13 protein-coding genes and 1 pseudogene are annotated in these 17,667 nt (G+C 72.7%); 10 read left to right on the forward strand and 4 right to left on the reverse strand.

Features of this window, described 5'->3' with window-relative positions; genetic code table 11:
• Positions 1–20 precede the first annotated feature (20 nt).
• The gene (locus tag AB0M16_RS21850) at positions 21–818 is read right to left on the reverse strand and encodes a hypothetical protein (protein WP_365345304.1); all 798 of its coding nucleotides are present in this window, start codon (positions 816–818) and stop codon (positions 21–23) included.
• Between the two features lie 202 nt (positions 819–1,020).
• Entirely contained in the window at positions 1,021–2,763 is a 1,743-nt protein-coding gene (locus tag AB0M16_RS21855; RefSeq protein ID WP_365345306.1) for a phospholipid carrier-dependent glycosyltransferase, read from the reverse strand.
• 52 nt (positions 2,764–2,815) lie between these two features.
• Here AB0M16_RS21855 and rsmI point away from each other — a divergent pair, with 52 nt between their 5' ends.
• From rsmI to AB0M16_RS21885, 6 genes are all read left to right on the forward strand, one after another.
• Positions 2,816–3,703 (forward strand): 16S rRNA (cytidine(1402)-2'-O)-methyltransferase, encoded by an 888-nt coding sequence (rsmI, locus tag AB0M16_RS21860; RefSeq protein ID WP_365345308.1) that lies wholly within the window; start codon positions 2,816–2,818, stop codon positions 3,701–3,703.
• A gap of 139 nt (positions 3,704–3,842) precedes the next feature.
• Positions 3,843–4,274, forward strand: coding sequence for a hypothetical protein (locus AB0M16_RS21865; protein WP_365345310.1), 432 nt, complete (start codon positions 3,843–3,845; stop codon positions 4,272–4,274).
• Between the two features lie 63 nt (positions 4,275–4,337).
• Positions 4,338–5,207, forward strand: coding sequence for a TatD family hydrolase (locus AB0M16_RS21870; protein ID WP_365345312.1), 870 nt, complete (start codon positions 4,338–4,340; stop codon positions 5,205–5,207).
• Positions 5,208–5,279: 72 nt separating this feature from the next.
• Positions 5,280–6,437 (forward strand): ubiquitin-like domain-containing protein, encoded by a 1,158-nt coding sequence (locus AB0M16_RS21875; RefSeq protein WP_365345314.1) that lies wholly within the window; start codon positions 5,280–5,282, stop codon positions 6,435–6,437.
• Between the two features lie 40 nt (positions 6,438–6,477).
• The gene (gene rsmA / locus AB0M16_RS21880; RefSeq protein WP_365345316.1) at positions 6,478–7,362 is read left to right on the forward strand and encodes a 16S rRNA (adenine(1518)-N(6)/adenine(1519)-N(6))-dimethyltransferase RsmA; all 885 of its coding nucleotides are present in this window, start codon (positions 6,478–6,480) and stop codon (positions 7,360–7,362) included.
• The gene (locus AB0M16_RS21885; RefSeq protein WP_365345318.1) at positions 7,359–8,252 is read left to right on the forward strand and encodes a 4-(cytidine 5'-diphospho)-2-C-methyl-D-erythritol kinase; all 894 of its coding nucleotides are present in this window, start codon (positions 7,359–7,361) and stop codon (positions 8,250–8,252) included. Before rsmA ends, AB0M16_RS21885 begins: the two co-directional genes overlap by 4 nt.
• Before the next feature lie 155 nt (positions 8,253–8,407).
• Here AB0M16_RS21885 and AB0M16_RS21890 read toward each other — a convergent pair whose 3' ends face one another.
• Positions 8,408–9,391: a hypothetical protein gene (locus AB0M16_RS21890; RefSeq protein WP_365345320.1), complete on the reverse strand. Its 984-nt coding sequence runs from the start codon at positions 9,389–9,391 to the stop codon at positions 8,408–8,410.
• A 302-nt stretch (positions 9,392–9,693) separates the two neighbouring features.
• Between AB0M16_RS21890 and AB0M16_RS21895 the strand changes: the two genes are divergently transcribed.
• Complete coding sequence (locus AB0M16_RS21895; RefSeq protein ID WP_365345322.1) at positions 9,694–11,010, forward strand: acyltransferase; 1,317 nt, start codon at positions 9,694–9,696, stop codon at positions 11,008–11,010.
• Between the two features lie 95 nt (positions 11,011–11,105).
• On the opposite strand, the gene AB0M16_RS21900 is transcribed toward AB0M16_RS21895, so the two are convergent.
• Positions 11,106–11,537 (reverse strand): TetR/AcrR family transcriptional regulator C-terminal domain-containing protein, encoded by a 432-nt coding sequence (locus AB0M16_RS21900; RefSeq protein WP_365345324.1) that lies wholly within the window; start codon positions 11,535–11,537, stop codon positions 11,106–11,108.
• Between the two features lie 345 nt (positions 11,538–11,882).
• Here AB0M16_RS21900 and AB0M16_RS21905 point away from each other — a divergent pair, with 345 nt between their 5' ends.
• From AB0M16_RS21905 to AB0M16_RS21915, 3 genes and pseudogenes are all read left to right on the forward strand, one after another.
• Positions 11,883–13,679, forward strand: coding sequence for an ABC-F family ATP-binding cassette domain-containing protein (locus AB0M16_RS21905; RefSeq protein WP_365345326.1), 1,797 nt, complete (start codon positions 11,883–11,885; stop codon positions 13,677–13,679).
• Positions 13,680–13,813: 134 nt separating this feature from the next.
• On the forward strand, positions 13,814–15,682 hold the full coding sequence (locus tag AB0M16_RS21910) for a PQQ-binding-like beta-propeller repeat protein (RefSeq protein WP_365345328.1): 1,869 nt from the start codon (positions 13,814–13,816) through the stop codon (positions 15,680–15,682).
• Positions 15,679–17,570 (forward strand): annotated as a pseudogene (locus AB0M16_RS21915) (PQQ-binding-like beta-propeller repeat protein). The gene AB0M16_RS21910 and the pseudogene AB0M16_RS21915 overlap by 4 nt, the downstream one beginning before the upstream one ends.
• Positions 17,571–17,667: the final 97 nt, after the last annotated feature.

Consider the following 17,667-nt stretch of genomic DNA (forward strand, 5'->3'; position numbering starts at 1 on the left):
GAGTTCGTCCGCCGGGGGGATCAGGCGCGTTGGAAGCCGTCGACGGCCATGGAGACGGTGAGGGCCAGGAAGGCGAGACCGACGGCGATGATGGCCAGGAAGACGAGCGTGCCCGCCGCCTTGGCAATCCACGATTTCGCATGGACCGGGTCGGCGGGGTTCCTCGGGTGGTAGGCGACCTTGATGGTCGGCGCGCTGCCGGAGATGTACGCGCCGCGGACCACGCCCTGCAGGTCGGTGTAGGCGTAGTCCCTGGGGCCGCGGCGCACCGCCTCGACGGTGATGCCGTACCGGGGGTAGGTCCACTCGCGGGACTGCATGGACAGGGCCGCGACCCCGAACGCGACGATGCCCACGGCGATGGGGGTGAACACCAGGAACGCGACCGCGCGGCTCACCGATTCCACGATGCCCAGGGGTACGGCCACCCCGACCGCCACCAGGCCGGTGACCCACGCCGTGAGCCTGAACGCGCGCGTGTACCAGTCGTCATCGGACCCCGCCGGCGCGCTGTCGGTGACGAGAGCCGTGCCGTCGGCCGCCCGCTCCTCCGGCAGGAGCGCGGTGACGGCGTCGGCGAACGCCGTGGCCGCCACCTCGCTCACGCCCCGGACCTTGTACGTGACCGGGATCGTCCCGGCCGGGGCGGTCAGCTCCACGGCAAGGGCACGCCCCTCGGCGCCGACTCGGCGGACGGCCTGGAGCGGGATCCGCTTCTCCTCGCGCCGCCGGCTCAGGACGAGGACGTCGTCCTGAGCCTGGAGGGTGGTACCAGCGCGGCCCCGGAGGACGGGTATCGGTGAGGTGGTGGTGGACATGGGCGTTGATAGTAGGGCGGGGACGTCTTTCAGGCGTGGGGTTACCTGTACAGAGCCTCCACAGCCTTCCGGGTTCGTCCCTCGCTGTTCGGCATGAGGTGGTGTGGGGGCCGTCCAGGGGCCGCCAACGCCCACTGACAGCCACCGACAACGACCGAGAGGGCGCGACCACCGGTCGCGCCCTCTCCTCACGGCCGCGCAGCTAGACCCACGTGTCCAGCCACATCCTGCTCCGCCACTGGTCCATCGGAATCGCCTGTCCGGTGTACAGGGGCCAGAAATAGATGAAATTCCAGACGATGAGGAGAACGAGCACTCCCGCGCCCACGGCCCCGAAAGTGCGACGTCTTTCCGAGGAGCCCGCGGGTCCCACGATCGCCCCGGTCATCATGGCCACCGCGAGGCACAGGAACGGGACGAACACCACCGCGTAGAAAAGGAAAATGGTGCGCTCCTGGTAGAGGAGCCACGGCGCCCAGCCGGCCAGGACGCCGCAGGCGATCGCACCGGCGCGCCAGTCGCGGCGGAAGGCCCAGCGCCACAGGACGTACAGGAGCGCGAAGCAGGCGGCCCACCACAGGAGCGGGGTGCCGAGCGCCAGGACCTCCTGGGCGCACTTCTCCTTGGCGTCGGCGGGGCAGCCCGCGGAGCCGGGCGCGGGGGACTCGTAGAAGTACGAGACCGGGCGGCCGAGGACCAGCCAGCTCCACGGGTTGGACTCGTAGGTGTGCGGCGAGCTCAGGCCCACGTGGAACTTGTAGACCTCGGACTCGTAGTGCCACAGGCTGCGCAGCCACTCCGGCAGCCAGCCCCAGGTCCCGCCGCCGCCGATCTTGTCCTGCTCGGCGGCCCAGTGCCGGAAGTAGCCCTTGTCGGTGAAGATCCAGCCGGACCAGGTGGCCAGGTACGTGCCGATCGCGACCGGGACGGTGGACACGAAGGCCGGGACCAGGTCGCGCCGGGCCACCGCCGCGTACGGGCGGAACGCGCCGGCCGTGCGCCGGGCGCCCAGGTCCCACAGGACGGTCATCAGGCCGAACGCGGCCATGATGTAGAGACCGTTCCACTTGGTGCCGGCCGCCAGGCCCAGCATCACGCCCGCCGTGAGCCGCCACGGGCGCAGGCCGAGTCCCAGCTTCTCCGCCACCGACGCGTCGGGCCGCAGCACCCCCTCGGCGTCCACCGGCAGCGCCGCCGCGAGGCGGGCCCGCGCCTTGTCCCGGTCCACCACCAGGCAGCCGAACGCGGCGAGCACGAAGAACATCAGCACCTGGTCGAGCAGCGCCGTACGGCTCATCACGAAGTGCAGGCCGTCCACCGCGAGCAGCAGGCCGGCCAGGCAGCCCAGGAGGGTCGAGCGGAACAGGCGGCGGCCGATCCGGCACAGCATCAGCACCGACAGGGTGCCGAGCAGCGCCACCATGAAGCGCCAGCCGAACGGCTCGAAGCCGAAGATCTTCTCGCCGATGCCGATGACCCACTTGCCGACCGGCGGGTGGACCACGTAGCCCGGGTCCGTCGGGATCAGCACCGAGTCCGGGTCCGTCAGGATCGTCTTGTCGATGTCCTTCGGCCACGCCCCCTCGTAGCCCTGGTTGATCAGGGACCACGAGTCCTTGGCGTAGTACGTCTCGTCGAATATCACCGCGTGCGGCTTGCCCAGGTTCCAGAACCGCAGCACGCCCGCGACCAGCGCCACGAGCAGCGGTCCGCCCCACGCGGCGAGCCGCCACGTCCGGTCGGCCACGGCCGGGGAGACCCCGAGCAGCGACCACAGGCGTGGCGAGGGCCGGGTGTACGGGGGGACGAGCCGCTCCCGCAGTCCGGGGGTCGGGGGGTTCGTGGCGGGCGGGCGGTAGCCGAAGCGCCGCAGCCGCTGCTGCCACGAAGAGGGCTCTGCCACGGGGTGCTGACCCTCCAGGGCCTCGGGTGCGGTACTGGTCACCGCGCCATCGTAGGGAACGCGCCTGTGCGCGTCGCCTGTCCGGGCTGGGAGGATGACCCTTGTGACAGGAATGCTGGTACTCGTAGGGACCCCCATCGGTGACATCGCGGACGCACCGCCACGGCTCGCCACCGAGCTGGAGAACGCGGACATCGTGGCCGCCGAGGACACCCGCAGGCTGCGCGGACTGACCCGTGCGCTCGGGGTGCACACCAAGGGCCGGGTGGTCTCGTACTTCGAGGGCAACGAGTCCGCCCGAACGCCCGAGCTGGTCGAGGCGCTCGCCGGCGGGGCGCGGGTGCTGCTGGTCACCGACGCCGGCATGCCGTCCGTCTCCGACCCCGGCTACCGCCTGGTCGCCGCCGCCGTCGAGCAGGACATCAAGGTCACCGCCGTGCCCGGCCCGTCCGCCGTGCTGACCGCGCTCGCCCTGTCCGGGCTGCCCGTGGACCGCTTCTGCTTCGAGGGCTTCCTGCCGCGCAAGGCGGGCGAGCGGCTGGGACGGCTCCGCGAGGTCGCGGACGAGCGGCGCACCCTCGTCTACTTCGAGGCGCCGCACCGGCTCGACGACACCCTCGCCGCGATGGCCGAGGTCTTCGGCGCCGAGCGCCGCGCCGCCGTCTGCCGCGAGCTGACCAAGACGTACGAGGAGGTCAAGCGCGCCCGGCTCGGCGAGCTCGCCGCCTGGGCCGCCGAGGGCGTACGCGGCGAGATCACCGTCGTCGTCGAGGGGGCGCCCGAGACCGGGCCCGCCGAGCTCGACGCCGAGGAGCTGGTGCGCAGGGTGCGGGTGCGCGAGGAGGCGGGGGAGCGGCGCAAGGAGGCCATCGCCGCGGTCGCCGCCGAGGCCGGGCTTCCCAAGCGCGAGGTCTTCGATGCCGTCGTCGCGGCAAAGAATGCGGCGGCGTCAGGCCCCGGAAACGGTAAAGGACTAATCTGAAAGGCAAAGCGGAACCCGGTGACGGGCCTGCTCGAACGCCTTTTGGGCAAGGAAACGCCAAAGAGCGCCCATGGTTCTTCCGGCGCTGATGCGTTCCGGCCGAAAAAGGCGTCCACTGGTTCAGTGGAGAGGAGCTGGAATGAGTGAGATCACCGGCACCGGGACGCCCGTCGCGCACGAGGCGTACGCCTTTGCCTGCATGAGATGTGGTTACGGCTGGGAGCAGGCGTACGACATAGAGCACCACGTGGACGCCCACGGACACGAGTACGTCGTCTACAAGGCGGACGGCGCCCGGGTCCCGTCGCCGCTGTCCCGGCCCACCTGCATGAACTGCGGCAGCCACGTCGTCCGGATCATGCGCGCCGGGCAGGTGTCCTCGGTGCTGGACACCGTGGCCGCGACCGAGCGGCACAGCCGCGGGGCCAGGGCGACGAGGCCGGTGTCCATCGCCGGACCCATCGGCCAGGAGCTGACCGAGGACAGCCCCGTGACGAGCGGCGAGGAGCCGCCCGTACCCCACCACTGGCACCTCTCCGACCTCCTGCACCCTTTCCGCAACCGCAAGTGAGTCGTCCCCGGGCCGCCGATACGCCTTGGCGGCGGAACTCATGGCCCTCGTACGATCGGGGCCATGAGTTCCAAGGACGCCCCGCCGCCGCTGCCCGAGCCCCTGCTCGTCGAGGTCGCTGACTCGCACACCCATCTCGACATGCAGTCCGGCACCGTCGAGGAGGCCCTCACCAAGGCCGCCGCCGTCGGGGTGACGACGGTCGTCCAGGTCGGCTGCGACATCAAGGGCTCGCAGTGGGCCGCCGAGACCGCCGCCCGGCACGAGAACGTGCACGCGGCCGTCGCGCTGCACCCGAACGAGGCTCCGCGGATCGTGCTCGGCGACCCGGACGGCTGGTCCCGCCAGGGCGCCCGTGAGGGCGGGGGCGAGGCGGCGCTGGACGACGCCCTCGCCGAGATCGACCGGCTGGCGGCCCTGCCGTACGTCCGGGCCGTCGGCGAGACCGGCCTCGACCACTTCCGCACCGGCCCCGAGGGCATGGCCGCGCAGGAGCGTTCCTTCCGCGCCCACATCGAGATCGCCAAGCGACACGGCAAGGCCCTCGTCATCCACGACCGCGAGGCCCACGCCGACGTGCTGCGGGTCCTCGACGAGGAGGGCGCGCCCGAGCGGACCGTCTTCCACTGCTACTCCGGCGACGCCGAGATGGCCGAGATCTGCGCCGCCAAGGGCTACTACATGTCCTTCGCCGGCAACGTCACCTTCAAGAACGCCCAGCCGCTGCGCGACGCCCTCGCCGTCGCCCCGCTGGAGCTCGTCCTGGTCGAGACCGACGCCCCCTTCCTCACCCCCGCGCCCTACCGGGGCCGCCCGAACGCCCCGTACCTGATCCCGGTCACCGTCCGGGCGATGGCGGCGGTCCGCGGGATCACGGAGCAGGAGCTCGCCGCGGCCATCGCCGTGAACACGGCGCGCGCCTTCGATTACTGATCCATAACGGTTACGCCAGGTAGTCGCGTCGTCGTGGAGGGTGACCGCGTGCGGGGCTAGGGTCCCGGCCTCGTGAGCACTTCGCATCGATCCGGGGCTCGCCGGGCCGCCCGGCGGCGCAAGGCGAGCCCGGCCGCCGCCGAGGGGCTGCGGCGGATCGTCCCGCAGGCCCTCGTCGTCGCCTTCCTCGCCGGCGGCACCAGCGCCTTCGTCGTCAACGACAAGGCCGTCCGGCTGTCCGTCGACGGCGTCCCGCGCACCCTGCACACCTTCGCCGACGACGTCGACGAACTCCTCGCCGACGAGGGCCTGGCCGTCGGCGAGCACGACATCGTCGCCCCCGCGCCCGGCACCGACCTGGCCGCAGGCGACGAGGTCGTCGTCCGCTACGGCCGGCCCGTCGCCCTCACCCTCGACGGCCGGCGCCGCCAGGTGTGGACCACCGCCCGCACCGTCGACGGCGCCCTGCGCCAGCTCGGCGTGCGCGCAGAGGGCGCCTACCTGTCGGTCTCCCGCTCGGCGCCCATCTCACGCCAGGGCCTCACCCTCGACGTGCGCACCGAGCGGGCCGTCACCTTCCTGGCCGACGGGCGCGAGCGGACCGTCCGCACCAACGCGGCCACCGTCCGCGAGGCCGTCGACGAGGCCGGCATCATCCTCGCGGGCCAGGACACCACCTCCGTGCCCCTCGGCTCCTTCCCCCGCGACGGCCAGACGGTCACCGTCCTGCGGATCACCGGCACCCGGGAGATCCGCGACGAGCCCGTGCCGTACGCCGTCGAGCGGACCCGCGACCCCGAGCTCTTCGCCGGCACCGAGGTCGTCGAGCAGCGCGGCGTGCCGGGCGTCCGCCGGGTCACGTACACCCTGCGCACCGTCAACGGCGTCCGGCAGCGGCCCCGCCGGGTCGCGGAGGAGACCGTCCGCGAGCCCGTACCGCAGAAGGTCCGGGTCGGCACCCGCCCGCTGCCCAGCTCCGTCGCCGGCGCCGACGGCCTGGACTGGGGCGCGCTCGCCGCCTGCGAGTCCGGCGGCCGCCCGAACGCCGTGGACCCCTCGGGCACCTACGGCGGCCTCTACCAGTTCGACCCCGGCACCTGGCGCTCCCTCGGCGGCAGCGGCGTCGCCCAGAACGCGCCCGCCGCGGAGCAGACCTTCCGGGCGAAGAAGCTCTACGTGACGCGGGGGGCGAGCCCGTGGCCCCACTGCGGACGGCGGCTCTACCGGTGAGGCGTAGGTCGGGCGTACGGGCGCCCCGTACGCTGTACCGGTGAGCACCACCACCGGCCCCGACAGCCCCGACGCCCTCCTCGGCCCCGCCGACATCCGTGAGCTGGCCGCCGCCCTCGGCGTCCGCCCCACGAAGCAGAAGGGCCAGAACTTCGTCATCGACGCCAACACCGTGCGGCGGATCGTCCGCACGGCCGAGGTGCGCCCCGACGACGTGGTGGTGGAGGTGGGCCCCGGCCTCGGCTCCCTCACCCTCGCGCTCCTGGAGGCCGCGGACCGCGTGACGGCCGTCGAGATCGACGACGTCCTCGCCGCCGCGCTGCCCTCGACCATCGCCGCGCGCATGCCGCGGAAGAAGGACCGCTTCGCCCTGGTCCACTCCGACGCCATGCACGTCCAGGAGCTTCCCGGACCGCCGCCCACGGCGCTGGTGGCGAACCTGCCGTACAACGTGGCCGTGCCCGTGCTGCTGCACATGCTGGACCGCTTCCCCAGCATCGAGCGGACCCTCGTCATGGTGCAGGCCGAGGTCGCCGACCGGCTCGCCGCCCGGCCGGGCAACAAGGTCTACGGCGTGCCGTCGGTGAAGGCCAACTGGTACGCGGAGGTCAAGCGAGCCGGTGCCATCGGCCGCAACGTCTTCTGGCCGGCGCCCAACGTCGACTCCGGGCTCGTCTCCCTCGTCCGCCGCAGCGAGCCGCTGAAGACCACGGCGACGAAGGAGCAGGTCTTCGCCGTCGTCGACGCGGCCTTCGCGCAGCGCCGCAAGACCCTGCGCGCCGCCCTCGCCTCCTGGGCGGGCTCGCCCGCCGCGGCCGAGACGGCGCTCGTGGCGGCCGGGATCTCGCCGCAGGCGCGCGGCGAGGCGCTGACGGTGGAGGAGTTCGCGCGGATCGCCGAGAACAAGCCGGAGGCCCAGCAGTGAGCGTGACCGTACGCGTCCCCGCCAAGGTCAACGTGCAGCTCGCGGTCGGCGGTGCCCGGCCCGACGGCTTCCACGACCTGGCCAACGTCTTCCTCGCGGTGTCGCTCCACGACGAGGTCACGGCCACCCCGGCCGACGAGCTGACGATCACCTGCGAGGGCCCCGACGCCGACAAGGTGCCGCTCGACCGCACCAACCTGGCCGCGCGGGCCGCCGAACTGCTCGCCGCCCGGCACGGCATCGCCCCGGACGTGCACCTGCACATCGCCAAGGACATCCCGGTCGCCGGCGGCATGGCCGGCGGCAGCGCCGACGGCGCGGGCGCCCTGCTCGCCTGCGACGCGCTGTGGGGCCTGAACTCCTCGCGCGCCGAGCTCCTGGAGATCTGCGCCGAGCTGGGCAGTGACGTGCCCTTCAGCCTGGTCGGCGGCGCCGCCCTCGGCGTCGGGCGCGGCGAGCGGCTGACCGAGCTGCCGGTCGGCGGCGCCTTCCACTGGGTGTTCGCGGTCGCCGACGGCGGCCTGTCGACCCCGGCGGTCTACGGCGAGTTCGACCGCATCAACGAGGGCGTGGCCGTGCCCGAGCCGGTCGCTTCCCCGGCGCTGCTCGACGCCCTGCGCACCGGCGACACCGCGGCGCTCGCGGGCGCCCTCGCCAACGACCTCCAGCCGGCCGCGCTGTCCCTGCGGCCCTCGCTGGCCGCCACCCTGGCGGCCGGCACGGAGGCCGGCGCGCTGGCCTCGCTGGTCTCCGGCTCGGGGCCGACGACGGCGTTCCTGGTGAAGGACGCCGAGTCCGCCGAGGCGGTCGCCGCGACCCTGATCGCCTCCGGCACCTGCCGGACCGCGCGGGTGGCGACCTCCCCGGCGACCGGGGCGAGGGTCCTCTAGGACCGCCTGGCACGGTCCGGCACGGTCCGGAACCGTTCGGAACCGCCCGGCACGGTCCGGAACCGCCCGGCACGGTCCGGAACCGCCCGGCACGGTCCGGAACCGTCCGGGCCGTCCAGGGCTGTCCAGGGCTGTCCAGGACCGTTCCGGACCCGTCAGTCCTTGTTCTTGGAGATGCGGGCGAGCAGCAGGTTCGGGTCCGGGGTGGTGTTCGGCGGTGCGAAGTAGGCCGCGCTGGGCACGTAGACCTTCTTGGCGTGCACGGCCACGGAGGTCGGGTTGCGGAGGCCGTCGGCCTGGGTGAGGACGGTCTTGTGGCTGCCGTCGGGGCGGACGAGCTCCAGCTTGTCCTCCAGGACCAGGGCGGCGAGCACCGTGTCGCCGTGCCCGGTGAAGGCGAAGTCGTCCATGGTGAGCCCGGTCGCCCTGGTCTCGACCGGACCGGCGGCGTGGTCCGGACCGGGACCGATCGGGATGCGCAGCAGCGTCCCCTGGCCGGTGTTGGACACCCACACGGCGCCGTTGTGCAGCTTGAGGCCGTTGGCGCCGAAGGGGATCTCCACGGTCGGCTCCAGCGCGGCCCCGGAGGCCCAGACCGTGTGCGCGTCCTCGCCCACCGGCACGCGCCACACCACGCCGCGCACCGAGTCGGCGACGTAGATCGTGCCGCACTCCTCGTCGAGCGCGATGCCGTTGGGGAGTCCGTCGGCCGGCAGATGGGCCATCAGCTCGGGGGTGCCGCCCGGAGGGATGCGCCAGATGCCGTTCTCCGCGGCCGTGCCGGTGGCGTAGGCGACGTAGAGCGTGCCGTCGTGGGCGCGGGCGATGCCGGTGGTGACGGCGGCGCCGATGTTGGGCGTCTGCGGGTTCGCCACGTCGGGCAGGGTGGCGAGGACCTCCGTGGTGCCGTCCTTGTCGACGCGGGCGACCTGGTGGGCGTAGGCGAAGGTGAGGTCGGCCGAGCCGTCGGGTTCGAGCGCGATGTTCTCGGGCGTCTGGCCGGCGGCGAAGTCGAAGTGGGCGACGACGCGGGGGTCCGACACGGTGGGATCACCGGCGGACACCGCCGTTCCCGCGGCGAGCACGGTGAATGCGGCGGTGACCGCGAGGGCTGTGGCCAGGCGGGGGAGGCGGGGCATGGGACTCTCCTCGGGGGGTTGCGACACGACACGAAGATGACGGGTGGTCGGTTCGCGGTGTCGGCAGCCGGGGCCGGGAGGTCGCTCGCGTGGCCGACGGCATGGGCCCGGTTGGCACAGGCCGTCGGCCGTGGGGCGGAGCCCGTCGTACTCGGTTTCTCCCAGGGGCGGGATTCTTCGGCCTGCCCTCCACCCGGAGCGGCCCGCTCCGGGTCACGTCATGACGAAGAGCGACCGTACTCATGTGCGGCTGAGTATCCGCGCTCTGACGGCGGACCGGTGCCGCACGCGACCGTACGGCCATGGGAATCAGCGCGCGTGACCTCGCTGCCGCGACACCGGCGACCCGGGACCGCTACGTCGACCTCCTGCGGGTCGCCTCGCTCGCGGTCGTCGTGCTCGGGCACTGGCTGATGGCGGCCGTCACCGGCGACGGGCAGGTCGGGAACCTGCTCGCCGTCGTGCCCGGCCTCCAGGTCCTGACCTGGGGCCTCCAGGTCATGCCGGTCTTCTTCTTCGTCGGCGGCTTCTCGCACGCCCTCGCGCACCGCTCGCGCCCGCAGTACGCGGCCTTCCTGCGCGCCCGGCTGCAGCGGCTGCTGCGGCCCACCATGGTGTTCATCGGGGCGTGGGGCGCGCTGGCGCTCGGCGTCCAACTGCTCGGCGCCGACGGGGGTCTGGCCGGGGTCGCGCTGCGCCTCGTCACCCAGCCGCTGTGGTTCATCGGCATCTACCTGGCGATGGTGGCCTTCACGCCGCCGTTGCTCAGGCTCCACGAGAGGTACGGGTGGGGCGCGTTCGCGGGGCTGGTCGCGGGCGCGGTCCTGGTGGACGTGCTGCGGTTCGCGGCGGGGGTGCCCTACGTCGAGTTCCTGAACTTCGCGCTCGTCTGGCTGGCGGTCCACCAGCTCGGCTTCCTGCGCGCCGACGGCATGATCCGCCGTCCGGCGCTCCTCGCGGGCGCGGGTCTCGCGGGCGCGGCGCTGCTGGTGACCTTCGGGCCGTATCCGCTGTCCATGGTCGGCATGCCGGGAGAGCGCGTCTCGAACATGGCCCCGCCGACCCTCGCCCTGCTCTGCCACGGCCTGTGGCTGGTCGGCGCGGTCGAGCTCCTGAAGGGCCCGGGCGCCCGGTTCACGGCCCGGGCGCGGGTGTGGCGCGGGGTCGTCGCCGCGAACGGGATCGCGATGACCGCGTTCCTGTGGCACCTGACGGCGATGCTCGGTGTGTACGGGGCGCTGCTCGCCCTCGGCGTACGGCTCCCGGAGCCCGCGACGGGCGCCTGGTGGGCCCAGGTCCCGCTGCGGATCGTCGCCGCGGCCGCCCTCACCGCCCTGCTGGTCGGCGTCTTCCGCCGCTTCGAGCACCCGGTGCCGGCCGCCCCGGCGACCGGCACCGGCGGCCCCCTCGCCGCACTCGGCATCACGCTCGCCCTGTTCGGCGTCCTCGGCCTGTCGATGACCGGCTTCGGCGGCCTCCTGGAGGGTCACACGGCGACCCTCGTCGCGGTCCGGGTGACCGCCCCGGCCGCCGTCGCGACGGCCCTCGCCGGCTGGTTCCTGGTGGAGCGGGCCGGCCGCTTCCAGGGTGCGGCCGGGCCCGCTCCTGACCGGCCCTGATCGGCCGGACCGGCCCCCGGGGGGCGTCCCGCCGGTCACGCCGGGCTCGCGGCGCCCGGCACCGCCCTGACGAGGCCTGACCGACGGGACGCGACTCAGCCCGCCGCCAGCCGGGCCTCGAAGCCGTCCAGGACGGACCCCAGTCCGAAGTCGAAGGCACTGTCGGGCCCCGCGGCGTACTCGGCCGCGGCGCTGCCGCCGATGCGTTCGCGCAGCCGCGGAAAGGCCATGGCGACCTCGGTCGCCGCCGCCATGGTGTCGGCCAGCTCCTTCTCCGGGTCTCCGCTCCTGCTCAGGCGCCGGGTCAGCGAGACCTGCGCGGCAGCGCCGAGGGCGCTGCCGAGGACGAGGACGAAGACGGTCGCCGCGGCCCGGTCGGCGTCGGCGGGGGAGAAGCCCGCCCGCTCGTACAGGGCGAGGCTGTGGTCGTCGTACCGGGACGTGCCGGGGCCGTAGAGCAGGTGGCTGCCGAAGGCCTGGCCGAGCCACGGGTGCCGGGTGGGCATCGCGTGCGTGCTGCCCGCCATGGCGGTCGCGGCGGCCCGCCGGTCCAGGGCGTCGAGGTCGGGCAGCTCGACCTCGCTCCAGACCGCCGGTGTGCGGCGGGAGGCCGGGCGGGGTGAGCAGGTCGTCGACGGTCCAGCCGTCCTGCGGCGGCCTCGGCCAACGCTCGGCGCACTCGGGTCCCGGCCTGGTCGCCGGCTCGGCAGCCATGGTTCCTCCCATGCGGCGGGATTCCGCGACCTGGCCTCCACGGTGGCGGCCGGTTCCGGATCACGTCATCACAAAGAGTGATGAAGTGCCGCGCGGTCCGTGTTCCGGCCCCCGACGTACCCTTGGACGTCGATCGCATGCCCCGCCACAGGAGTGAAATGGCCGTCAACCTGGTCAATGTCGAGTCCGTCAGCAAGGTGTACGGCACCCGTGCGCTGCTCGACGGGGTCTCCCTCGGCGTCTCCGAAGGGGACCGGATCGGTGTCGTCGGCCGCAACGGCGACGGCAAGACCACCCTCATCCGGATGCTCGCCAAGCTGGAGGAGGCCGACACCGGACGCATCACGCACAGCGGCGGCCTGCGGCTCGGCGTGCTCACGCAGCACGACTCGCTCGACCCGAAGGCCACGATCCGGCACGAGGTCATCGGCGTCATGGCCGACCACGAGTGGGCCGGCAGCGCCAAGATCCGCGACGTGCTCACCGGGCTCTTCGGCGGGCTCGACCTGCCCGGCTTCGAGAACGGCCTCGACACCGTGATCGGCCCGCTCTCCGGCGGCGAACGGCGGCGCATCGCCCTCGCCAAGCTGCTCATCGAGGACCAGGACCTGATCGTCCTCGACGAGCCCACCAACCACCTCGACGTCGAGGGCATCGCCTGGCTCGCCCAGCACCTGCAGAACCGGCGCTCCGCGCTCGTCTGCGTCACCCACGACCGCTGGTTCCTCGACCAGGTCTGCACCCGCATGTGGGACGTGCAGCGCGGCTCCGTCTACGAGTACGAGGGCGGCTACTCCGACTACGTCTTCGCCCGCGCCGAGCGCGAGCGGATCGCCGCCACCGAAGAGGTCAAGCGGCAGAACCTGGTCCGCAAGGAGCTCGCCTGGCTGCGCCGCGGCGCCCCGGCCCGCACGTCGAAGCCGCGCTTCCGCATCGAGGCCGCCAACGCGCTCATCGCGGACGTGCCGGCGCCGCGCGACACCAGCGAGCTGATGAAGTTCGCCAACGCCCGCCTCGGCAAGACCGTCTTCGACCTGGAGAACGTGTCCGTCACCGCCGGGCCCAAGGAACTGCTCAAGCACCTCACCTGGCAGCTCGGCCCGGGCGACCGCATCGGCCTGGTCGGCGTCAACGGCGCCGGCAAGACCTCGCTGCTGCGCGCCCTGGCCGACGCCGCCTTCTCCGAGGGCGAGACGCAGCCCGCCGCCGGCCGGATCGTCGTCGGCAAGACCGTGCGGCTCGCCTACCTCTCCCAGGACGTCACCGAGCTCCCCGCCGAGCTGCGCGTCCTGGAGGCCGTGCAGCAGGTCCGCGACCGGGTCGACCTCGGCAAGGGCCGTGAGATGACGGCCGGTCAGCTCTGCGAGCAGTTCGGCTTCTCCAAGGAGAAGCAGTGGACACCGGTCGGCGACCTGTCCGGTGGCGAGCGGCGCCGTCTGCAGCTGCTCCGCCTCCTCATGGACGAGCCCAACGTGCTCTTCCTCGACGAGCCCACCAACGACCTCGACATCGAGACCCTGACCCAGCTGGAGGACCTGCTCGACGGCTGGCCCGGCTCGATGGTCGTCATCTCCCACGACCGGTTCTTCCTCGAGCGCACCACCGACCGCACCTTCGCCCTGCTCGGCGACAGGACGCTGCGCATGCTGCCGCGCGGCATCGACGAGTACCTGGAGCGGCGGCAGAAGATGATCGAGGCGGCGATGCCCGCTCCCGCGGCCGCCCCGGTCAAGGAGAAGTCCGCCGCCGACGCGCGCGCCGCGAAGAAGGAGCTGCAGAAGGTCGAGCGGCAGCTCGACAAGGTCTCCGAGAAGGAGGCCAAGCTGCACGCCCAGATCGCCGAGAACGCCACGGACTTCGAGAAGGTGGCGAAGCTCGACGCGGAGCTCCGGGGACTCGCCGGTGAACGCGAGGAGTTGGAGATGCGTTGGCTGGAACTGGCCGAGGACGCGTAGAGATGTCGTAGAGGACGCGTAACGAGGGCATCACGGGCCGGTCCTCCCTTGGGTACAAGGGACGGACCGGTCGCTTTTGCGCCATCCCGTGAGTGGTAGAAAGAAAACCCGCTCACATCAAGGGGGAAGCGCTGATGACCCAGCCGCCCAGCAACCAGCCGCCGGGGGGCTTCGGCGCTCCGGACCCGAACCCGAACACGGGCCAGAACGTCCCGCCGGTGCCACCGCAGGCCCCACCGGTGCCGCCGCAGGCGCCTCCGGTGCCGCCGCAGTCTCCGGCCGCTGCGCCGCCGCAGGCCGCCCCGCAGCAGCCTCCGGTGCCGCCGCAGACCGCGCCGCCCGCGCAGCCCGGCCCGTACGGCTACCCGCAGCAGGCCCCGCAGCAGCCGGGCCCCTACGGCCCTCCGCAGCAGGCGCCCGGCCCGTACGCCCAGCAGCCCGGACCCTATGCCCAGCAGCCGGGCCCGTACGGCCAGCAGCCCGGCCCCTACGGTCAGCAGAACCCTTACGGCGGTTACCCGACCGCCGGCATGTCGGCCGCGCCCGCCGCGGGTGGCGGCAAGAACCCCTTCAAGGGCAAGCCCGGCCTCGTCGTCGCCGTGGCCGCCGCCGCGCTGCTCGTGGTCGGCGGGGGCACCTGGCTCGCCGTCAGCGGCGGGGACGACAAGGACCCGGTCGCCCAGCCGACCAGCTCCGCCCCCACCGGCCCGAAGCCGACCGAGTCCGTCGACAAGGGCGACGGCAAGGGCGACGGCGAGGAGGGCGGCCCCGAGGACCTCAACGCCGGCCGCAAGGACGGCGAGGCGAAGATCAACTGGCTGCTCGCCAACAACACCGACCTGCCCAAGAACGGCGCCGACGTGTACGGCCCGTGGATCGTCGGCGACACCGTCGTCAAGGCCATGTACAAGGGCATCGACGGCTACAGCCTCGCCGACGGCTCCGCCAAGTGGCACATCGACGTGCCCTACGAGCTGTGCGCCGCCCCGCCGGAGCCGAACGCGAACGGCCTCATGGTCTTCGCCTACAAGGACAAGGCGGGCGACAAGGCCAAGTGCCTGGAGATGCAGCAGGTCGACCTCAAGACCGGCAAGGCGGGCTGGAAGAAGTCCATCCCCAAGCCGACCGGCCTCTTCGCGTTCTCCGACAACACCCTCGCCATCAGCGGCAACACGGTGACGGCGTCCGGCTCCAGCTCCGCGTACGGCTTCTCGATGGCCGACGGCAAGCAGCTCTTCACCTCGCCCACGAGCGGCTGCAAGCCCTACGCCTACGCGGGCGGCAGCAAGCTGATCGCCGCCTCCAAGTGCCCCTCCGGTGACGTGAACAAGGAGTCGCACGCGGTCAGCGAGGTCGACCCGAACACCGGCAAGCCCAAGTGGACCTTCAAGCTGCAGACCAACTGGGAGGTGGACCGGGTCTACTCGGTCGACCCGCTGGTCGTCTCCGCCACGCAGCGCGAGGAGAAGAAGTGGGCGATCTTCTCGCTCACGGCCGCCGGCAAGGAGCGTTCGCAGATCCAGGGCGGCAACGACAAGTTCGCCCCGCGCTGCGGCGGCACCTTCGTCGTCTTCGGCAAGAACCTCCAGGGCTGCACCGGTGTGGCCGCCGACCAGAACACCTTCTACATGGCGACCGACACCCAGTACGGCACGCCCAACGAGGTCGTCGCCTTCGACCTCAACACCGGCAAGGCCAAGTGGCGTTCCAAGGCGCCCGGTGAGCAGCAGATGAAGCCGCTGCGCATGGAGGGCTCCGAGGTGCTGGTCTACATCGAGCCCCGGTACGACACCGGCGGCGCGGTCGCGACCATCGCCCCGACGGGCGGCGCCCCCAAGGTGCTGCTCCAGCACCAGGCGGCGGTCACCGACCTCGAGAGCTCCTTCTACGACGCCGGATACGCCTGGTCCAACGGCACGTTCGTGATCGCGGCCGGCCGGGTCTCCGCCTCCAACGACAAGGCGGAGAAGGAGACCAAGACGATGATGGCCTACGGCAAGTGACGCCCCGCCCGTCCCGTCCGTCCACCGAACCCTCCGAGGAACCCACGCCATGACGCAGCCGCCGCCACCGCCCAACCAGCCCCCGGGGCCGCCCCCGGGCGGTTTCGGCGCGCCGCAGGACCCCCCGCCGGGCGGGTTCGGCGCGCCGACGCCCCCGCCGCAGCAGCCGCCGGCCCAGCCGCCGTACGGCTACCCGCAGCAGCCCCAGCAGCCGTACGGCTACCCTCAGCAGCCCCCGCAGCAGCAGGAGCAGCCGCAGCAGCCGCCGTACGGCTACCCGCCGCAGCAGGAGCAGCCGCAGCCGTACGGCTACCCGACGCAGCCGCAGCAGCCGGTCCAGCCGCCGTACGGCTACCCGACGCAGCCGCAGTACCCGCAGGTGCCGCAGCAGGCCGCGCCGGGGGCTCCCGGCGGCGGCAGGAAGCTGTCCGCCCAGCTGCAGATCGTCATCGCGGCGGTCGTGGCCGTCGCGCTGCTCATCGGCGGCGGCCTCTGGTACGCCAACTCCGGCGGAGGTGACGAGGAGCCGACCGCCCAGGGCAGCTCTGGTGCCGCCACCGGCGGCAAGGACGGCGGTTCGGGTGGCGTCGGCGGGGGCGGCAAGGAGAAGGTCCCGGCGGACACCAAGTCCAAGGCGGCCTTCCAGCTGCCGCTGCCGTCGGTGCCGGACGTCACCGACGTCTCCGGCTCCTGGATCACCGACAAGGCGTACGTGAAGACGGGCGTCAACTCGGTGGTCGGCTACGACCGGGACAAGGGCACGGCCCTGTGGACCCTGCCGCTGACCGGCCAGGTCTGCGGCGCCTCGCGGCACATGACGGCCGACTTCAAGGTGCCGGTCCTCTTCGAGGCGACCAAGCGGGTCGCGCCGCGCTTCTTCCAGCCCTGCACCGAGGTCGGCCTGGTCGACCTCGCCACCGGCAAGCTGGTGTGGCAGACCTCGATCACCGGCGGCACCGCCGGCGACAAGAAGGTGTCCTTCTCGGAGGTCACCCTGCACGGCCAGACCGTGGCGGCCGGCGGCCTGGACGGCGGCGCGGCCTTCGACCTGGCCAACGGCAACCCGCGCTGGAAGCCGCAGGCCAACGCCGGGAACTGCGAGGACCTGGGCTACGGCGGCGGCGAGGGCGGCCTCGTCGCGGTCCGCAAGTGCGGTACGTACGACGACCCGACGGTCACGGTCCAGACCCTCAACCCGCTGTCCGGGCAGCCGGTCTCGCAGTACAAGATGCCCCCGGGCGTCGACTTCGCCGCCGTCGTGTCCACCAAGCCGCTGGTCGTGGCGGCCGACGTCAACGACGCCTCCGAGGACGGCAGCGGCGTCTCGGACTTCTTCTCCATCGACGAGAAGACCGGGAAGCTGAAGGCGAAGATCACGGCGGACTCCAAGCGCTACGCGCCGCGCTGCCGCTCCACCAGGGTCGAGGGCTGCACCCAGGTCCTCGTCGGCAACGGGCGGCTCTACCTGCCGACCGAGGAGCACGAGGGCAGCACGGGCGAGTACGGCGACGAGACCAACGAGATCGTCGCCTTCGACCTGGCCGACGGGAAGATGCTGCCGGAGAAGACGGACGCGGGCGACCGCTACAACCTGATCCCGCTGCGCATGGACGGCGGGAACCTCATCGCGTACAAGTGGCCGCCGTACGACAAGGGCGGGCAGGTCGTCTCCATCGACGGCGGCACGATGAAGCCGACGCTGCTCATGGAGAACCCGTCGGACAAGACGAACCGGGACGCCGAGACGAGCTTCAGCTCGATCGGCGCCGAGTTCCGGTACGCCGACGGGCGGCTGTTCGTCTCGGACACGCTGATCAGCAAGACCAAGACCGAGACCTCCGCGTACGGCAAGAAGTATCTGGCCGTGGCGTTCTCGACGGCCGGCTGACGTCCCCGTCGGCTTCCCGAGAGCCCTGGAAGGGGGCCCCTCCGTTCACGGAGGGGCCCCTTTCGTGTGTTCCGGGCAGGGCGGTCGTCGCGATTGG

Origin of the sequence: Streptomyces sp. NPDC051921 (genome assembly GCF_040680975.1) — a bacterium.
Lineage (GTDB): Bacteria > Actinomycetota > Actinomycetes > Streptomycetales > Streptomycetaceae > Streptomyces.